Source organism: Microcoleus sp. D3_18_C2 (assembly GCF_036702395.1).
GTDB lineage: Bacteria > Cyanobacteriota > Cyanobacteriia > Cyanobacteriales > Microcoleaceae > Microcoleus.
Map to the genome: position 1 here is coordinate 1 of NZ_JAUBTG010000063.1, position 16,300 is coordinate 16,300.

Annotated in this window: 7 protein-coding genes and 1 tRNA gene; all 8 read left to right on the forward strand. The window is 45.8% G+C overall.

From position 1 onward, the window contains the following. Nucleotides 1–638: 638 nt before the first annotated feature. Nucleotides 639–4,160 (forward strand): calcium-binding protein, encoded by a 3,522-nt coding sequence (locus tag QUA88_RS25275; RefSeq protein ID WP_333055653.1) that lies wholly within the window; start codon nt 639–641, stop codon nt 4,158–4,160. 382 nt (nt 4,161–4,542) lie between these two features. Then, nucleotides 4,543–4,614, forward strand: a tRNA-Gly gene (locus QUA88_RS25280). Between the two features lie 54 nt (nt 4,615–4,668). Beyond that, the gene (trhO, locus tag QUA88_RS25285) at nt 4,669–5,616 is read left to right on the forward strand and encodes an oxygen-dependent tRNA uridine(34) hydroxylase TrhO (RefSeq protein WP_333274428.1); all 948 of its coding nucleotides are present in this window, start codon (nt 4,669–4,671) and stop codon (nt 5,614–5,616) included. A 227-nt stretch (nt 5,617–5,843) separates the two neighbouring features. Then, nucleotides 5,844–6,500 (forward strand): glutathione S-transferase, encoded by a 657-nt coding sequence (locus QUA88_RS25290; protein ID WP_333274430.1) that lies wholly within the window; start codon nt 5,844–5,846, stop codon nt 6,498–6,500. Between the two features lie 457 nt (nt 6,501–6,957). After that, complete coding sequence (gene dpdE / locus QUA88_RS25295; protein WP_333274435.1) at nt 6,958–10,299, forward strand: protein DpdE; 3,342 nt, start codon at nt 6,958–6,960, stop codon at nt 10,297–10,299. Next, nucleotides 10,289–10,438: a hypothetical protein gene (locus QUA88_RS25300; protein WP_333207868.1), complete on the forward strand. Its 150-nt coding sequence runs from the start codon at nt 10,289–10,291 to the stop codon at nt 10,436–10,438. The genes dpdE and QUA88_RS25300 overlap by 11 nt, the downstream gene beginning before the upstream one ends. Nucleotides 10,439–10,790: 352 nt before the next feature. Further along, on the forward strand, nt 10,791–12,719 hold the full coding sequence (locus QUA88_RS25305) for a response regulator (RefSeq protein ID WP_333274438.1): 1,929 nt from the start codon (nt 10,791–10,793) through the stop codon (nt 12,717–12,719). Nucleotides 12,720–12,865: 146 nt separating this feature from the next. Beyond that, complete coding sequence (locus tag QUA88_RS25310) at nt 12,866–16,300, forward strand: PAS domain S-box protein (protein WP_333055647.1); 3,435 nt, start codon at nt 12,866–12,868, stop codon at nt 16,298–16,300.

Below are 16,300 nucleotides of genomic sequence, written 5' to 3' on the forward strand. Positions count from 1 at the left end.
CCTAAGAGCCCGTCCTTTTTGGACGGGCTCTTAGGCCCATCCCACTTTCAAGAGTGGAAGTTATTTAATTCTCATTCGTTACCTCTATGCCTTGGCGCTCTTTGATTTCAAGAGTGAATTTCTCGCATATATATCACCCGTGTTCTGTCACTATTATCTTTAACAATTCTTCGTATTTACTTTTAAGCTTCGAGCGCCGCTCCCCTCAAGAGAGTCATGGCAGCTATCTGGGCCGTCTCTCAATACCGAGGCAAAAAGTCACCTATGAGCGATCGACTGACTTTAAATCGTTTTGCTAAGTCTCTTTGTGTGCCTTCTTTGTTTGGCCACGCACTTAGTATCTTCTGTAGTAAGTCAATAGAATATGCAGCTATCTCTAAATAATTTGCTTTTTTTACATCTTTCAAGTTTACCCTCTTTGTGGCGGGTTTTATCTCAAAGTGCTGTAAGTCTCGTTATTTTGTGGTGAACAGAGGCTATAAATCATAGCATCTTTTGTCGCCAATGAAACAAATTGTGCAAAAAAAAGTTTTTTGGAAAATTCGCATAATTTTTGGGAAAAAGCACTGATAGATAATTAGGGTGTAGTAGCTAAGTAAAATTAGCCCTCGCCTGTTTACCGTAAGCAGGAAAAAAACGTGGCAGTATTGACTGGTACATTGACAAATGACAATCTTATCGGCGGGCCTGAGAATGACAACATCTCAGGGCTTGAGGGCAATGACACTTTAGTTGGCTTAGAGGGCAACGACACCTTGCTAGGCGGTGCAGGAAACGACAACCTCAGTGGAGGTGGGGGCAATGACTCCCTCCTTGGCGGTGACGGGGATAACACCCTGGATGGGGGTATCGGCAATGACTTTCTGAGTGGAGGTTTCGGCAAAATTAGTCTGGCTGGTGGCGATGGAGATGACTCGCTGCAAGGCGGCGGTGGCTCTAGCATTTTAGATAGCGGTGCGGGCAATGACCGCCTCTTTGGTAGCTTCAATAGCCTCCTCTTAGGAGGAGACGGCAATGACTATCTCAGTAGCGATCGTGATAGCACCTTAGAAGGGGGTGCTGGCGATGATACGCTTGCCGGATTTGGCAGTGGGAGGGTGGCGCGAGGTGGTGCAGGCAACGATCGCTATCTCCTGCGGGATTTTAGCCAGAATCAACTGCAAATTCAGGATACAGGTGGCATCGATCGCTTAGACTTTGTTGATGATTTTGGCATCGATATCAGTACCAGTCCTACCCAGTCCCTGTCGTTGTCATTGTCATCGGGAAATATAGGCTTGACTCGACAAGGCACTAATTTACAGATTGACATCAACAAAGATGGGATCGTCAGGACTACTGATGACATTGTAATTTCCGACTTCTTCGGTGCATCGGCGACTGTCGAAGGTGTTGGCTTCATCGAAACTGTGGGCAACCTCACTGGTGCGGCAATTCTCGCTGCTAATCTCACTGAGGCTACGGCTGCACCCGGAACCAATGCAATCACTGGTACTCCCGGCGATGATAACCTCACAGGCACTGTCGGCAATGACAACATTACAGTGCTTGACGGTAATGACACCATCGCTGGCTTAGATGGCAACGATACCTTGTTTGGTGGTGCAGGAAACGACAGCCTCAGTGGAGGTGGGGGCAATGACAGCCTGCTTGGTGATGACGGCAATGACACCTTGGATGGGGGTGTCGGCAATGACTTTTTGAATGGAGGTTTCAGTGGCAAGGATAGTTTGACTGGTGGCGATGGAGATGACACGCTCCAAGGCAGCAATGACGCCTCTTCAACTTTGGATGGTGGTGCGGGTAATGACAGTCTCTTTGCTAACTTCCCAAGCCTCCTATTAGGGGGAGACGGCAATGACTATCTCAGTGGTACTGGTGGTAGCACCTTAGAAGGAGGTGCTGGCGATGATACGCTCTCTGGATTTGGCAATGTGTTGCGAGGCGGTATAGGTAACGATCGCTATCTCATGCCGGATAACGGGAAGATTCCACTTCAAATTCAGGATACAGGTGGCATCGATCGCCTAGATTTTGTTGACTTCAACGGTAATATCAGTACCAGCCCTGCCCTATCCCTGTCGTTGTCATCGGGAAATACAGGCTTGACCCGACAAGGCACTAATTTAGTGATTGACATCAATCAAGACGGGATAGTCAGGGCTGGAGAGGAGGTGGTGATTTTAGACTTCTTCGGTGCATCGGCGACTGTCGAAGGTGCTGGCTTCATCGAAACTGTGGGCAACCTCTCTGGTACTGCGATTCTCGCGGCTAATCTGACTGAGGCTACGATAGCACCCGGAACCAGTGGCATAACGGGAACAGCAGGCAACGATAACCTCACCGGCACTGCGGCTAATGACAACATCTCAGGGCTTGAGGGCAATGACACCATCAGTGGCTTAGATGGCAACGACAGCTTGCTCGGCGGCGGAGGAAACAACAGCCTCAGTGGCGGTGGCGGAAATGACAGCCTTCTTGGCGGCAATGTCGATGACACCCTGGATGGAGGTATCGGCAACGACTTTCTGGATGGAGGTTTCGCTGGCAAAGACAGTCTGGCTGGTGGCGATGGAGATGACACGCTGGTAAACGGCTTCAATTTGGATGGCGGTGCGGGTAATGACAGCCTCCTTGGCAGCTTCCAGAGCCTCATCTTAGGAGGAGATGGCAATGACTATCTCAGTGGTAGTAATGGTAGCACCTTGGAAGGGGGTGCTGGCGATGATACGCTCTATACCAACTCTGGCAATGGCAGTGTGATGCGAGGCGGTGCAGGTAACGATCTTTATCAAATCCGACAGGATCAGGGAACAAATCAAATTTCGATTCAGGATACAGGCGGTATCGATCGCCTAGACTTTGTTGATTTTAACGGTAATGTCAGTACCAGCCCTACCCTGTCACTGTCGCTGTCATCGGGAAATACAGGCTTGGCCCGCCAAGGCACGAGTTTAGCGATCGACATCAATAAAGACGGTGTAGTCAGGGCTACGGATGACATTGTAATTTCCGACTTCTTCGGTGCATCGGCGACTGTCGAAGGTGTTGGCTTCATCGAAACTGTCGGCAATCTCGCTGGTAGCGAGATTCTCACAGCTAATTTACCAGAGGCGACTGCGGAACCCACGGCGCCAACACCTACGGCGCCAACACCCACGGCGCCAACACCCACAGCGCCAACACCCACGGCGCCAACACCCGCCGCGCCGACACCCGCCGCGCCAACACCGGTTGCACTCCCACCGCTGCCACCCACACCGACACCCACACCGGTTACGACGCCCACACCGGCTACCACACCCACACCCGTTTTCACTCCCGCGCCAGCTCAGACGATCGCACTTCCGATCGCACTCACATTCACCAACCGGCCCGCACCAAGCGAATTGCCACAGATTCTCGGCACCAGCGGCAACGACGCGATCGTTGGCAGCGAAGCTAACAATATCTTGTATGGCAACCAGGGCAACGACACCGTGGGAGGCAATGGCGGCGACGACATCCTATTTGGCGGCAAAGGTGATGACGGTGTATTCGGCGATGCTGGCAACGACCTCTTGTTTGGCAACCTCGGCAACGACACCCTTGTCGGCGGCGACGGTGCAGATACCGCATTAGGTGGCAAAGCTGACGATTTGATATTTGGCGGCGCTGGTAACGATGTCCTCGCAGGCGAACTCGGCAACAATACTTTACTCGGCGACGAGGGTAGCGATACTCTGTACGGCGGTGAAAATAATGATGTGTTGTTTGGCGGTAGCGGCAACGATTTCCTCTACAGCACAAAAGGTAACGACATCTTCGTTGGTGTTGACTACACTGCTGCTAATCCTGGGCTGGGCGAAGTCGATACGCTGATTGGCGCTGAAGGCAATGATACTTTCTTGCTGGGAGATGCCACCAAGTTCTATTACAACGATGGCAACGATACCGGCACTGGCGCAGGCGACTACGCTTTGATTGTCGGTTTCAACCCCATCGAAGATATCCTCCAACTTCAAGGTGCTCCTAGCACTTATCAGTTAGGTGAGTCTCCCGCAGGATTGCCTGCTGGAACCGCTATCTTTAAGAAGACTTCGGGATCGGATGAATTGATTGCGATCGTCCAATCAGTTTCTTTCCTGGCTATTGACAGCAACTCTTTGCGCTTCGTCTAAGGGCAAAGTTCGATTCCCCTCGATCGATCGGCGGTTGAAACCGCTTCTTGTCAAACGAAGTCCCTCTCGCTTGAGACTAATAAATTTAAGTTAGATTAAGTCCTGCCTTTGGTGCAGGACTTTTTTTGTGCGGTGGATGGGCGATCGGCGATCGCAAAATGGACACAGGACTTACGCATGGGGCTCAGAAACCGGGTTTTTTACGAAAATACTTTGTTGAAACCGCTAGATTTGGTAAAAAACCCGGTTTCTTTGGTCGGAGTGCCTAAGTCCTGTTACACTCAAAATCGCCTGATCCAAATCAGAAAATAGGTGTATAATGTTTTATAGTCGTTTTTGAGCGTAATTGCTACAAAGTAAAAACAGCTAAAAAACCCTAAGCGCGGGCGTAATTCAGTGGTAGAATGTCAGCTTCCCATGCTGAACGTCGTGGGTTCGAGTCCCACCGTCCGCTTTGACTGAATTTTCATATAATTATGGAAATTAATTAGTGCTATAAATTCAATCTATGGCTTATTTCTTAACCGCTGCTTTATATAAGTTCGTTGAACTACCTGATTTTGCTGAGCTGAAAGCACCGCTACTCGATTGTTGCAACAACAACAACGTTAAAGGCACTATCTTGCTGGCCCAAGAAGGCATTAATGGCACTATTGCCGGCTCGTCCGAGGGCGTACACGCAGTGCTGGCATTCTTGCGTAGTGACCCGCGTTTTGCGGATCTGGTACACAAGGAATCTTTCTCGGAAAAAGCACCTTTTTACCGCCTGAAAATACGCTTGAAGCGCGAAATAGTCACGATGGGAGTACCGGACATTAATCCCCGCCTCATGGCGGGCAAATATGTTAAGCCTGATGAGTGGAATAAGCTGCTTGACGATCCCGATGTTGTCGTGGTTGATGTGCGTAACGATTTCGAGGTATCTATGGGTACTTTTGAAGGCGCTATTAATCCAAAAACAAAAAGCTTTTCCGAGTTACCTGAATGGGTGCGGCGGGAAACAGCTTTACGCAATAAACCCAAGGTGGCAATGTTTTGCACGGGTGGTATTCGCTGCGAGAAATCTACTGCTTTTTTGCGTACTCAAGGTTTTGAGGAAGTTTATCATCTCGAAGGCGGAATTTTAAAATATTTGGAAACGGTGCCGGAAGCAGAAAGTCGTTGGGAAGGTGAATGTTTTGTCTTTGATGAACGGGTTTCTGTTGGTCAGGACTTAAAGCCGGGTAACTATGAACTTTGTCGCGGTTGTCGTCACCCGATTAGTCAGGAAGATAAGGCTTCTGAATTATTTGTGCTTGGTGTGAGTTGTCCTCATTGTCATGACTCAAAAACTGAAACCAAAAAACAAGCCTTATCTGAACGTCAACGTCAGATTGAGCTTGCTAAGCGTCGCAACCAAGTACATATAGGCGCGCGCTACGATGCGAAGGAAAAAGTAGATGGTGCGATCGACTAATATAGCAATCCTAAATGAGTCGTAAATTTTTTACCCCACCCCAGCCCTCCCCTTACCAAGGGGAGGGAGTTAGAAATTCACAAATGATTTAGGATTGCTATAGTATTAAAACTAAAGTCCAAGAAACCCGGTTTCTACGAAAAATCTTGTTTGGCGACGAGAAATATCGAAAGAAACCGGGTTTCTGACCCGAAAAACCCGATCGCGCGATCGACTAAACATATAACATGTCAGCAACATACCCGATTTTGTATTCCTTTCGCCGCTGTCCCTATGCTATGCGCGCGCGCTTGGCCTTGATGGTTAGCAATCGGGTGTGTGAGTTGCGGGAAGTTGTTTTGCGAGACAAACCACCAGAGATGTTGGAGGTATCTGCCAAAGGTACTGTACCAATATTGATTGATATTGACGGGCGTGTACTCGATCAAAGTATCGATATCATGTTGTGGGCATTGAGACAACACGATCCTGAAAAATGGTTGATGCCACAGCAAGGTTCTGTTACAGAAATGCTGGAACTAATTGCTCTATTTGATGATAGGTTTAAATATCATCTTGACCGTTATAAGTACCCGGATCGTTATCCCGGTGTTGATGCCCAAGTACATCGTTATGAAGGTTCTTTATATCTGGGCCGACTAAATGCACAGTTAAGCGCGACTAAATATTTATTTGGTAACAATGTAGCATTGGCTGATATGGCGATCGCACCTTTTGTGCGTCAATTTGCTCATACAGATCAAACTTGGTTCAACGAACAGCCTTGGCCGCCGCTACAAGCTTGGTTAGCAGCCTTCACAGACTCGGAAATTTATAGCAGTGTTATGCAGAAATATCCGAAATGGGAATCCGGTAATCCAGGCGTTATTTTTCCTTCCTCGTAATTAGTTATTCAGGACTTAGGCACTAAAGGGCGTTGAATCAAGGGTTTGAGATTGTTTCACTACGTTTTCTGCGAACAGAAAATCGTAGTAGGTGCGTCAGTCCTATTATACTTATTCGCTGTCAGCATATTTATTCAATGCCCAAAATGTTAGTTACCATGCTAAACTTATTGTTTTCCGAATGCCAGATTGACCGAAAGCATCGAGGATACCCGCCACGTGATTCATTCCTTCGGAGACTCAAGACGGAGAAATCAAAAACGTGTATCCGATGAAACTTGCCGAACGTATTTATCCGTGGTGTCAATGCTTCAAATCTAAAATCTAAAATCTAAAATCTAAAATCGATTGACTGTCATTTGACTAGAAAAGTGACGGCGGCAAAAATCGCATTTTGCTAAAATTTTTAACGGAAAAGGATTTACTGTATTCTAGTAAGTATTGTCAGGCTGAAATTATGATTGATGTTGGTTCATTAGTTCGATCGCCCAGAAACGATTTGGGAGTCGGAAAAGTTGTTGAGGTATCGCGTATCGAGGCGGTAGTTGAATATTTTTGCTCAGTAAAAAACCGCATCCGCAAAACTGTACCATTGGGTTTGCTGCAAGAAGCCCGACTTCAACGCCAAACCCGCTGCTACCTCTGGAGTACAACTCAGGAAAGATGGATAATTGGGCGAGTTTATGATTGGGATGAAGATAAATTAGAGTACGAAATTGACCTCCCCGACAGCCAAAGTTTGCAAGCTGTTGAAACCGAACTTTACGTTCGCTGCAATATCCCGATCGCCGATCCGATCGACATTTTAGCAGTCAAAGGCCAAGAAACGCCGTATTTTCACGATCGCCGATTGGCATTTGTTCAATCTGCGATCGAACAGCGGGCCGTCAGCCGGGGCATGACAGGTTTAATTTCTGCTAACATAGACCTCTATCCGCACCAAGTTGAAGTCGTCCGGCGCGTCCTAGAAGACCCAATCGTGCGCTATTTATTGGCAGACGAACCAGGACTCGGAAAAACAGTAGAAGCCGGGACAATTCTCCGCCAATTTCTGCTAGATGAACCCAACGGACGCGCTGTGGTACTCGTTCCGAAATACTTGCTCGAACAGTGGCGGCAGGAGTTGGAAAATAAATTCTATTTGTCTCATTTTGCTGACAGAGTGCAGCTTGCTGCTGTTAGCGACATCAATCAAATTAGCCGCAATGCTAATCTAGATTTTCTGATTGTGGATGAAGCGCATGATGTGGCGGCAATGGCACATTCGAGCGATCGTACTCAGCAGCAGTCCTTTGAACTCTGTCAGAAACTAGCTCAGAAAAGCAAAAATGTATTGTTATTATCTGCAACGCCAGTTATCGGCCATGAGCAAGATTTTCTAACGATGCTGCACTTGTTAGATCCGACAACTTACCGTCTTGATGACCTGGAAAGCTTTAAGGAACAGGTGCAAAACCGTCAAGAAATCGGCCGCGCTTTGCTGGATTTCCGAGAAAATGCCAAGCCTGCTGTTTTGCAAACAAAACTCGCTCAACTTCGCACTATTTTTGCCAAAGATGATTATTTAATCGGATTGGCAACTGAGTTAGAAAGTTGTTTGAAAACTAAAGAAACCGCAGAACAGGCTCGCCTTGTCCAAGCTATTCGTACTCACGTTAGAGATACCTACCGCCTGCATCGTCGCATCCTTCGCAACCGCCGGGATGCGGTTGAAGATGTGATTTTCGATCGAGATTCTGTCCCCAAAACTGAGTACGATCTGAATGATGAACAGTGGTCGGAAATTCAAAGCGTACTCGATAAATGGCGCACAGTCGCTCCCAAGTCGAGCGAATATCAGAGAATTTTTCTGCTGTTTTTCCGCGCTTCTGGTACTTGGCTGAATGTTTTAGAACGGGTTGTCAAAGCTCGCTTGCAGAAAAAATCGACTCCTGAACTCGATCGCGAATTTGGACAAAACGACACGGCAATTTTGACCAAAACGGAGCTGTTTCCCGAAGAAAGGGAAATGCTGGAAACCTTGCTCAATACCCTGGAAAAGCCCCAGGAAGGACTCGATCGACTGAGTTTGTTACGAATCGCCATTCTCCGATTTTTGGCAGTTGCTTTGAAGGTTCCGCGCGAGTATCACAGCAAACCTCGCGATTTGCTGTCGAGAATTCAACAGCAAATTAAACGACCGATTCCGGGCGAACGTTTCCCGAAAATTGTGATTTTTACCAGTTTTACTGCAACTTGTAAAGAGATTGCAGAAAATTTAGCTAAAATCTTTGGTAAAAATGCGATCGCCAGCCATGACACCAGCAAATCGGCTGATGATGTTGAGGCTAGTCTCAAGCGGTTTAAGACTGAACCCCATTGTTTTATCTTAGTGTGCGATCGATCGGCAGAAGCAGGGGTAAATCTGCAATTGACAGATTGGTTAGTTCACTTCGATTTGCCATGGTTTCCCAACCAGTTAGAACAAAGACTTGGCAGAGTCGATCGCATTGGCAGCAAAATGGGAGTGCAATTTTGTTTGTTTGCAGGCCCGGATTTGCCGGAGAGTCCCCACGAAGCTTGGTTTCAAGTTTTAAAAGATGGGTTTGATATCTTCAACAAATCTATTGCCAGCCTTCAGTTTTATGCTGAGGAAAAACTTCTCAAACTAGAAGAAAAGTTGTTTGCTGAGGGAGGCAAGGGCTTATCCAGCGAAATTGAAGCGATTAAAACAGAAATCGAACAAGAGAAAATCAAAATTGACGAACAGTACGTTCTCGATGAAATTGATATTCTTGATGACAGTGCATCTCAGTATTTTGAATCTCTCGACAACTGCGATGCTAAGCATAAAGAAATGCAGCGGGCTACTGAAGGTTGGTTGTGTCAAGCTCTTCACTTCAAACAAATTGAACATCCGAGTGTATCGGGGTTGATGCGCTATAAACCTACTCAAAAAACGTTAATTCCCTCGAAGGATTTGATGACCAGATTGGTTCCTTATTGCCAGCAATATGGTAGTTACAATCGCCGTATTGCTTATCAGAATGCTGATGTGGCTCTTTACCGCATTGGTGAGGGATTGATCGATGCACTTGGCTCTTATATTCGCTGGGACGATCGCGGTCAAGCTTTTGCCATGTGGCGGCATGATGAAAGTTGGGATGCGGATCCTGGGAAGGAGTGGTTCGGCTTTCAGTTTAATTATTCAATCCAGACTGATGTGCAGCCTGCCCAGCAAATTTTGCAAGCACAAAATATCGAAAATTACAACTTGAAAGCTTTGCAGCGCCGCGCTGATGCTCTGTTTCTCCCAATTTTTGAAACTGTGTTTGTAGATGCTCGCAGCGAGCCGATGTCTCTGGTGGAAAATGCGGAAATCCTGGCGATTTTGCAGCGGGATTATAAGGGGAAAGGCGGGCCGAATCGGGATTATAATTTGTCTAAAAATCGCACGTCGCTGATTGACATTTTTGTCGATCCGCTAGAATGGGATGATTTTTGTCAAAAGGGACGGGTTGTATCGGAGGAATTGCTGCGCGGGCGATCGGCTTTTGTGGAAATGTGCGATCGATCTGCTGTCACTGCTGCTATCCAACTCGAAAACCGGGTGAATCAATTGCAATTGCGATTGAATCGACTTTCTAAATCCGAACAACTTTTAGAATCGGTTTTGGCTGATGAAATCAATACCGAAAGTTTGTTGAGTCAAGCGGTTTTAGCTGGTATTCGCCGCCCGCACATGACTCTTGAGTCTGTTGGGTTTATTGTGATTTCTGGGCGTCCTCCTGCTGCTGTAAAGTCGGAGGATGAAGGATAATTTGTTTGGGAGGGCGATCGCTCTTTTTGGGGCGATTCCCTTCGGGATAGCTTCGCTTCACGCTTTTTTTGAACTGCAGATGCAGGCGGATAAACGCGGATGGACGCAGATGAAGGAAGGGGCGATCGCTTTTATCTAATACCAATTTTGTATGAGGCTGCACATATCTCGATCCCCCCTTTGTAGGGGCGGTGCGACCCCTACTCCCCGTGCCCGCCCCTACATAGGGTGGGACAAGATTCTTCTCGAAGTCAACCCCTACTCTCCAACAATCAGGGGGAGTAGGGGGTATGCGAGGGGGATCGAGATATGTGCAACTTCACATTAAATTGGTATAAACTGCAGAAGTGACAGCAATTTTTAGGCGATGGGACTGCAAAAATGGTAAGATAAAAGGAGTAGTAATAAGTAGCAGTTATTTAGTAAAAAGCCACGCTTCGGCCTGACATTAAAGCGCGTCGATCGCATGGCAATTTAACCGCACAGCCAAAATGAAGAAGTCTCCGATAAAAATTCTGCTCGTAGAGGACGATGGAGGGCTGAGTGCAACACTGGCAAATGTGTTGGAAGCAAATCATTACGGCTTTGATCGGGCAAATGACGGACAAGTGGGCCTAGAGTTGGCAGCAGCAATTGAGTACGATCTAATTGTGTTAGACGTGCAGGTTCCCAAACTCGATGGAATTAGTCTATGTCGGCAATTGCGATCGCAAGGCTACTGCAAACCGATCCTGTTAATGACGGCAAAGGATTCAGATGCTGAGGTGGTGGCTCTTTTAGATGCGGGAGCCGATGATTACATCAGCAAGCCTTTTGCTACGGAAGTATTACTGGCAAGAATCCGAACTTTGTTGCGACGCAGTAAAGCACTTTCCCCAGGAGGTTTTACTCCGAATTCAGCGGCTAATACATTGACTTGGGGAGAGCTTTGTTTAGATTTAGAGTCTGGTAGAGTGACGTTTTGCGAAGAAATAATTTCACTGACACCGACAGAATATAATCTGCTGGAATTATTACTGCGGAATCCCGATCGCATTTTTAGCCGCCATGCTATTTTGGATCGTCTGTGGGGATTTGACGACGCACCAACAGATCGCGCCATTATCACTCATATTAAGGATGTCAGAAAGAAACTGAAGGCAGGCGGTTTAACTGAAGAAATCATCGAAACAGTTTATGGCATGGGCTATCGACTGAAACCTTACCCCCAATCTGCGTCGTCTTGTTCAAATAATCCTGGGAGCGATCGCACTCACAAACATCAATCTCGTGGGGTAGATAAGTCTGAGAGCGACAAAGTTTTAGAGCGGTTTCGGGGAAGCTTCAACCAACAAATTTCTGTATTGGAGCAGGCAAAAACTGATTTATTAGCAGGAAAGTTAGAAACTGAATTACAGCAAGTGGCAAAACATGAAGCTCATAAATTGGTCGGTTCTCTGGGGTCTTTTGGTTATCCCGAAGGCTCGAAATTTGCACGCTATGCAGAAAATTTGCTCATAAACGATCGCTCTTTGACTGCTGAGGAAATTACTCGCTTCTCGGAATTGGTGGCAGGATTACAGCAGGAATTAGCCAAAACACCTATTAGATCAACGGCTGCACCAGTTTCTAATATTTCAATTTTTAACTATCGGGTTTTGGTAGTTGATGATGATGCTGCATTAACGGAGCGATTGAAAGTAGAATCCGAAGCTTGGGGATTTCGGATGAAAATTGCGCCGAATATTACTGCAGCCCGATCGCGTCTTGCTCTGTCAATGCCGGATGTGATGTTACTTGATTTAAGTTTTGCAGAGACAGAGGAAGATGGATTGACGCTACTGCGAGAACTGACCGAGCGATCGCCTAACCTGCCTATAATTGTCTTTACCGGACGAGATAGTCTTCCCGATCGCTTAGCTGTATCGCGCTTAGGTGCTAAGCAATTTCTCCACAAACCTGCAACCACCGAGCAAATTTTTCGAGCGATTTCCCGTGTTTTACCCACTCCCAAAACTTCTGAAGCCAAAGTCTTAATCGTAGATGATGACCCTGTGATCCTGGTTACATTATCAGCGTTACTGACTCCTTGGGGAATTGAGGTGACAACCCTCAAAGAACCACAGCAATTTTGGGATGTGTTAATTAGCACAGAGCCCGATTTAATAGTGCTGGATCTAGAAATGCCGATCGTCAGCGGCTTAGAATTGTGTCAAGTCGTTCGACAAGATATCCAATGGGAAAATTTACCGATTTTGGTGGTGACAGCCCATACCGAGCCAGAATCTCTGCAACAAGCCTTTGCAGCGGGAGCCGATGATTTTATTACCAAGCCGGTACTAGGGCCTGAATTAGTCACGCGGGTACTCAGCCGAATCAGGCGCAGTCGTCCTTTACTTAAACCGAGAAATATAGGACTTACGCATAGCCTGAATATATAGTCTTTTGTAGGGGCAAACCCCCCGTGGTTGCCCCCATACCTGGGATGATTGCGTAAGTCCTCAAATACTTAAATATAACTTACCCACGAGGGCTAAAAACCCAGTTTCTGCCTCAATCTAAAAAATTTAATTAATTAAGTAGATCGATGATAGAACCTACTGATGAAAATTATGGGAAAGGGCAAGAACAGCCACAGCAAATCCTGGCTAAAACAGCACTTTCTCCCTCCGAATCCCTCAAACTAGAAGATATTCTCAACACTACGGTAACGGATCTCAGAAACATTCTGCAATGCGATCGCGTAATTATCTTCCAATTTGCTCCCGACTGGAGCCCAAAAGTGGTCGTAGAGTCAGTTGGTTCAGAATGGACACCAATCTTATCCACTCAGATACAGGAGCCTTGCTTGGTTGAAAGCTATATCGAATCCTTCAAACAAGGCTTATTCACATCTAAATCAGATATTTATACTGCCGGAATTGATACTTGTCACCCGGACTTCCTGGCCAATTTTCAAGTTAGAGCTAACCTGGTTATTCCTATCCTTAAGGGAGAAGAACTTTGGGGATTATTGATTGCCCATCACTGTGCAGCACCTCGCGAATGGCAAGCATCAGAAATTGAACTCATGGGACAGCTAGCAACTCAAGCTGGAATTGCCATTCAGCAAGCTGATTTATTTGAGCAAGTACAAATGGAAGTGAGAGAGCGCCAACAAGCAGAAATTGCTCTACAACAACTCCATACTGAACTCGAACAACGAGTCATAGAACGGACGGCAGAACTCACTGAAGTCAACCATAGCTGCCAACAATATATCAATCAAGTTGAAGACCTCTATAATAATGCTCCCTGTGGCTATCATTCCCTAGATGCTGCAGGAACAATAATTATGATTAATGATACGGAACTGAAGTGGTTAGGCTATACCAGCGATGAAATTGTATACAAAACTAAATATGTTGATTTAATGACACTTGAAAGTAAAAATATTTTTCATCAAAACTTTCCCTTATTTAAAAAACAAGGCTGGATCGAGAATGTAGAGTTTCAGATGTTGAAGAAAAACGGAACACCCATGTGGTTCAACTTAAATGCTACAGCAATTTATGATGAAGCAGGTAACTTCATGATGAGTCGTTCTAGCGTATTTGATATCACCGATCGCAAACGGACTGAAGAAGCATTCCGCCAATATGAACGCATCGTCTTCAATACAACAGATGGGATTGTGTTGATGGATCGCAACTATATTTATCAAATAGTCAATCAAGCTTATTTGACTTGGTGCAACAAATCTGAAAGCGAAGTTATCGGAAATTATGTTAGGAATATCCTGGATGCAGATGTGTTCGATAATATGATAAAACCTCGGTTAGACAGATGTTTGGATGGCGAAACAATTCAGTATGAAAACTGGTTTACTTCTCCCAATTTAGTCAGGCAATTTTTGAGCGTTACTTATACACCTTTACGTGATACAGGCGAAAATATTGTCGGGATAATCGTTATTCTGCGCGATCTGACTAAACTTAAACAAGCCGAACAAATGCTGGAGCTTCAGGCTGTCATTACCCGCAACATGGCGGAAGGCATTTGTTTAGTAAGAGCAGATAATGCAGTTATTGTCTATGCCAATCCTAAATTTGAGCAGATGTTTGGCTATGACTCTGGCGAACTCAACGGTCACCACGTTTCGATTCTCAACTATGCCACCGAATCGGTCAGCCCTGAAGAGGTAAATCAAGCCATTCGATCTGCTGTTTTACAAAGGGGTGAATTTAGTTATGAAGTCCAGAATGTCAAGAAAGATGGGACTCCATTTTGGTGTAGTGCAACTTGCTCTGCATTCAATCATTCCGACTATGGCGATGTTCTGGTGGCCGTTCATCAAGATATCACAGTAGCGAAGCACCTGGAAGAAGTTCGACAAGAGGCGGAAGCAGCCTTACTACAGAAATCCCGAAAGGAAAATTTGCTCTGGAGGATTACTCAAGGGATTCGCCAATCTTTGGATCTGAATGCGGTTCTAAATACTGCTGTTACTGAAATCAGGCAGACATTACAAACCGATCGCACTGCCATTTACCGCTTTAATCCTGATTGGAGTGGTGATTTTGTTGTGGAGTCAGTTGGTGAGGATTGGGTACAACTGATAGGAAGCGATCTTCAAAAAAATTGTGCAGATACCTATCTGCAAGAAACTCACGGCGGTCGATTCCGAAATAATGAAAGTTTTGTGGTTAATAATATTTACTGCGCTGAAATTCAACCATGTCATATCGAGCTAGTGGAACAATTGCAAGCAAAAAGTTATGCAGTTTTTCCGATATTTTTGAGAGAAAATCTCTGGGGTTTGTTAGCTATTTACCAAAATACGGCACCTCGTCAATGGCAATCGTGGGAAATAGAATTACTTGAACAGATTGCCAGCCAATTGTCGATCGCCATTCAGCAATCCAAACTCTACCGACAACTTCAGGTCGAACTGCAAGAACGTCAGCAAGCCGAAGCCACGATCCGAGAAGCCGAACGACGCTGGCGATCGCTCTTGGATAACGTGCAGTTGATTGTTGTCGGACTTGATATAGAGGCAAATGTCAATTATGTCAATCCTTTCTTCTTAAAAATTACGGGATATACTAACCTAGAAGTTATCGGAAAAAATTGGTTTGAAAACTTCTTACCCGGTTCTCTTCAAGAATCAGTTAAAATTGTTTTTTCGGAAGTTTTAGGCCATAAATTTCATCCTTATTATCAAAATTTTATCTTGACAAAATCTGGTGAAGAACGGTTCATTGCTTGGAACAATACCATGCTGCAAGATTCAGAGGGAAACATCATTGGAACTATCAGCATTGGGGAAGATATTACCGAACGACAAAAGCTCGAACACATTAAAAATGAGTTTATTGGCATTGTCAGCCATGAACTTCGCACTCCTTTGACAGGAATTCAAATGTCCTTGGGACTAATAAAAAGTGGGGTTTATGATAAAAAGCCGGAAAAATCTAGACGCATGATTGAAATCGCCCTCCTCGATACCAATCGTTTAGTGAACCTGGTTAATGATATTTTAGATTTGGAGCGCCTAGACTCCGGGCGGGCAATTGTGGAAAAAACCGTTTGCAAAGCTGCCGATTTGATGCAGCAAGCGGTAGATAGCACTCAGGCGATCGCTACTCAACAGCAGATATCATTAATCGTTACCCCCACGGATGCAGAAGTCTGGGCAACAGGAGATGCGATCGTCCAAACCTTAACAAATTTGCTCAGTAATGCGATTAAATTCTCACCTGCCGATTCCACAATTCATCTGAGTGCCGAAAACCAGACAGACTTTGTGCTTTTCCAAGTTAGCGATCGCGGGCGAGGCATTCCTGCAGATAAACTAGAACTCATTTTTGGGCGATTTCAGCAAGTCGATGCCTCCGACTCCCGTGAAAAAGGAGGCACAGGTTTAGGTTTAGCAATCTGTCGCAGTATAGTGGAGCGGCATGGTGGCAAAATCTGGGCCGAAAGTATCTTAGGTGAAGGCAGCACATTTTGCTTCACCCTACCCTTAGCCACAGTTGAATAA

What these genes read in the sequence shown, in the direction of transcription:
- trhO (WP_333274428.1), top strand. Translation starts at nt 4,669, where the DNA reads ATGGCTTATTTCTTAACCGCTGCTTTATATAAGTTCGTTGAACTACCT.
- QUA88_RS25290 (WP_333274430.1), top strand. Translation starts at nt 5,844, where the DNA reads ATGTCAGCAACATACCCGATTTTGTATTCCTTTCGCCGCTGTCCCTAT.
- dpdE (WP_333274435.1), top strand. Translation starts at nt 6,958, where the DNA reads ATGATTGATGTTGGTTCATTAGTTCGATCGCCCAGAAACGATTTGGGA.
- QUA88_RS25300 (WP_333207868.1), top strand. Translation starts at nt 10,289, where the DNA reads ATGAAGGATAATTTGTTTGGGAGGGCGATCGCTCTTTTTGGGGCGATT.
- QUA88_RS25305 (WP_333274438.1), top strand. Translation starts at nt 10,791, where the DNA reads ATGAAGAAGTCTCCGATAAAAATTCTGCTCGTAGAGGACGATGGAGGG.
- QUA88_RS25310 (WP_333055647.1), top strand. Translation starts at nt 12,866, where the DNA reads ATGATAGAACCTACTGATGAAAATTATGGGAAAGGGCAAGAACAGCCA.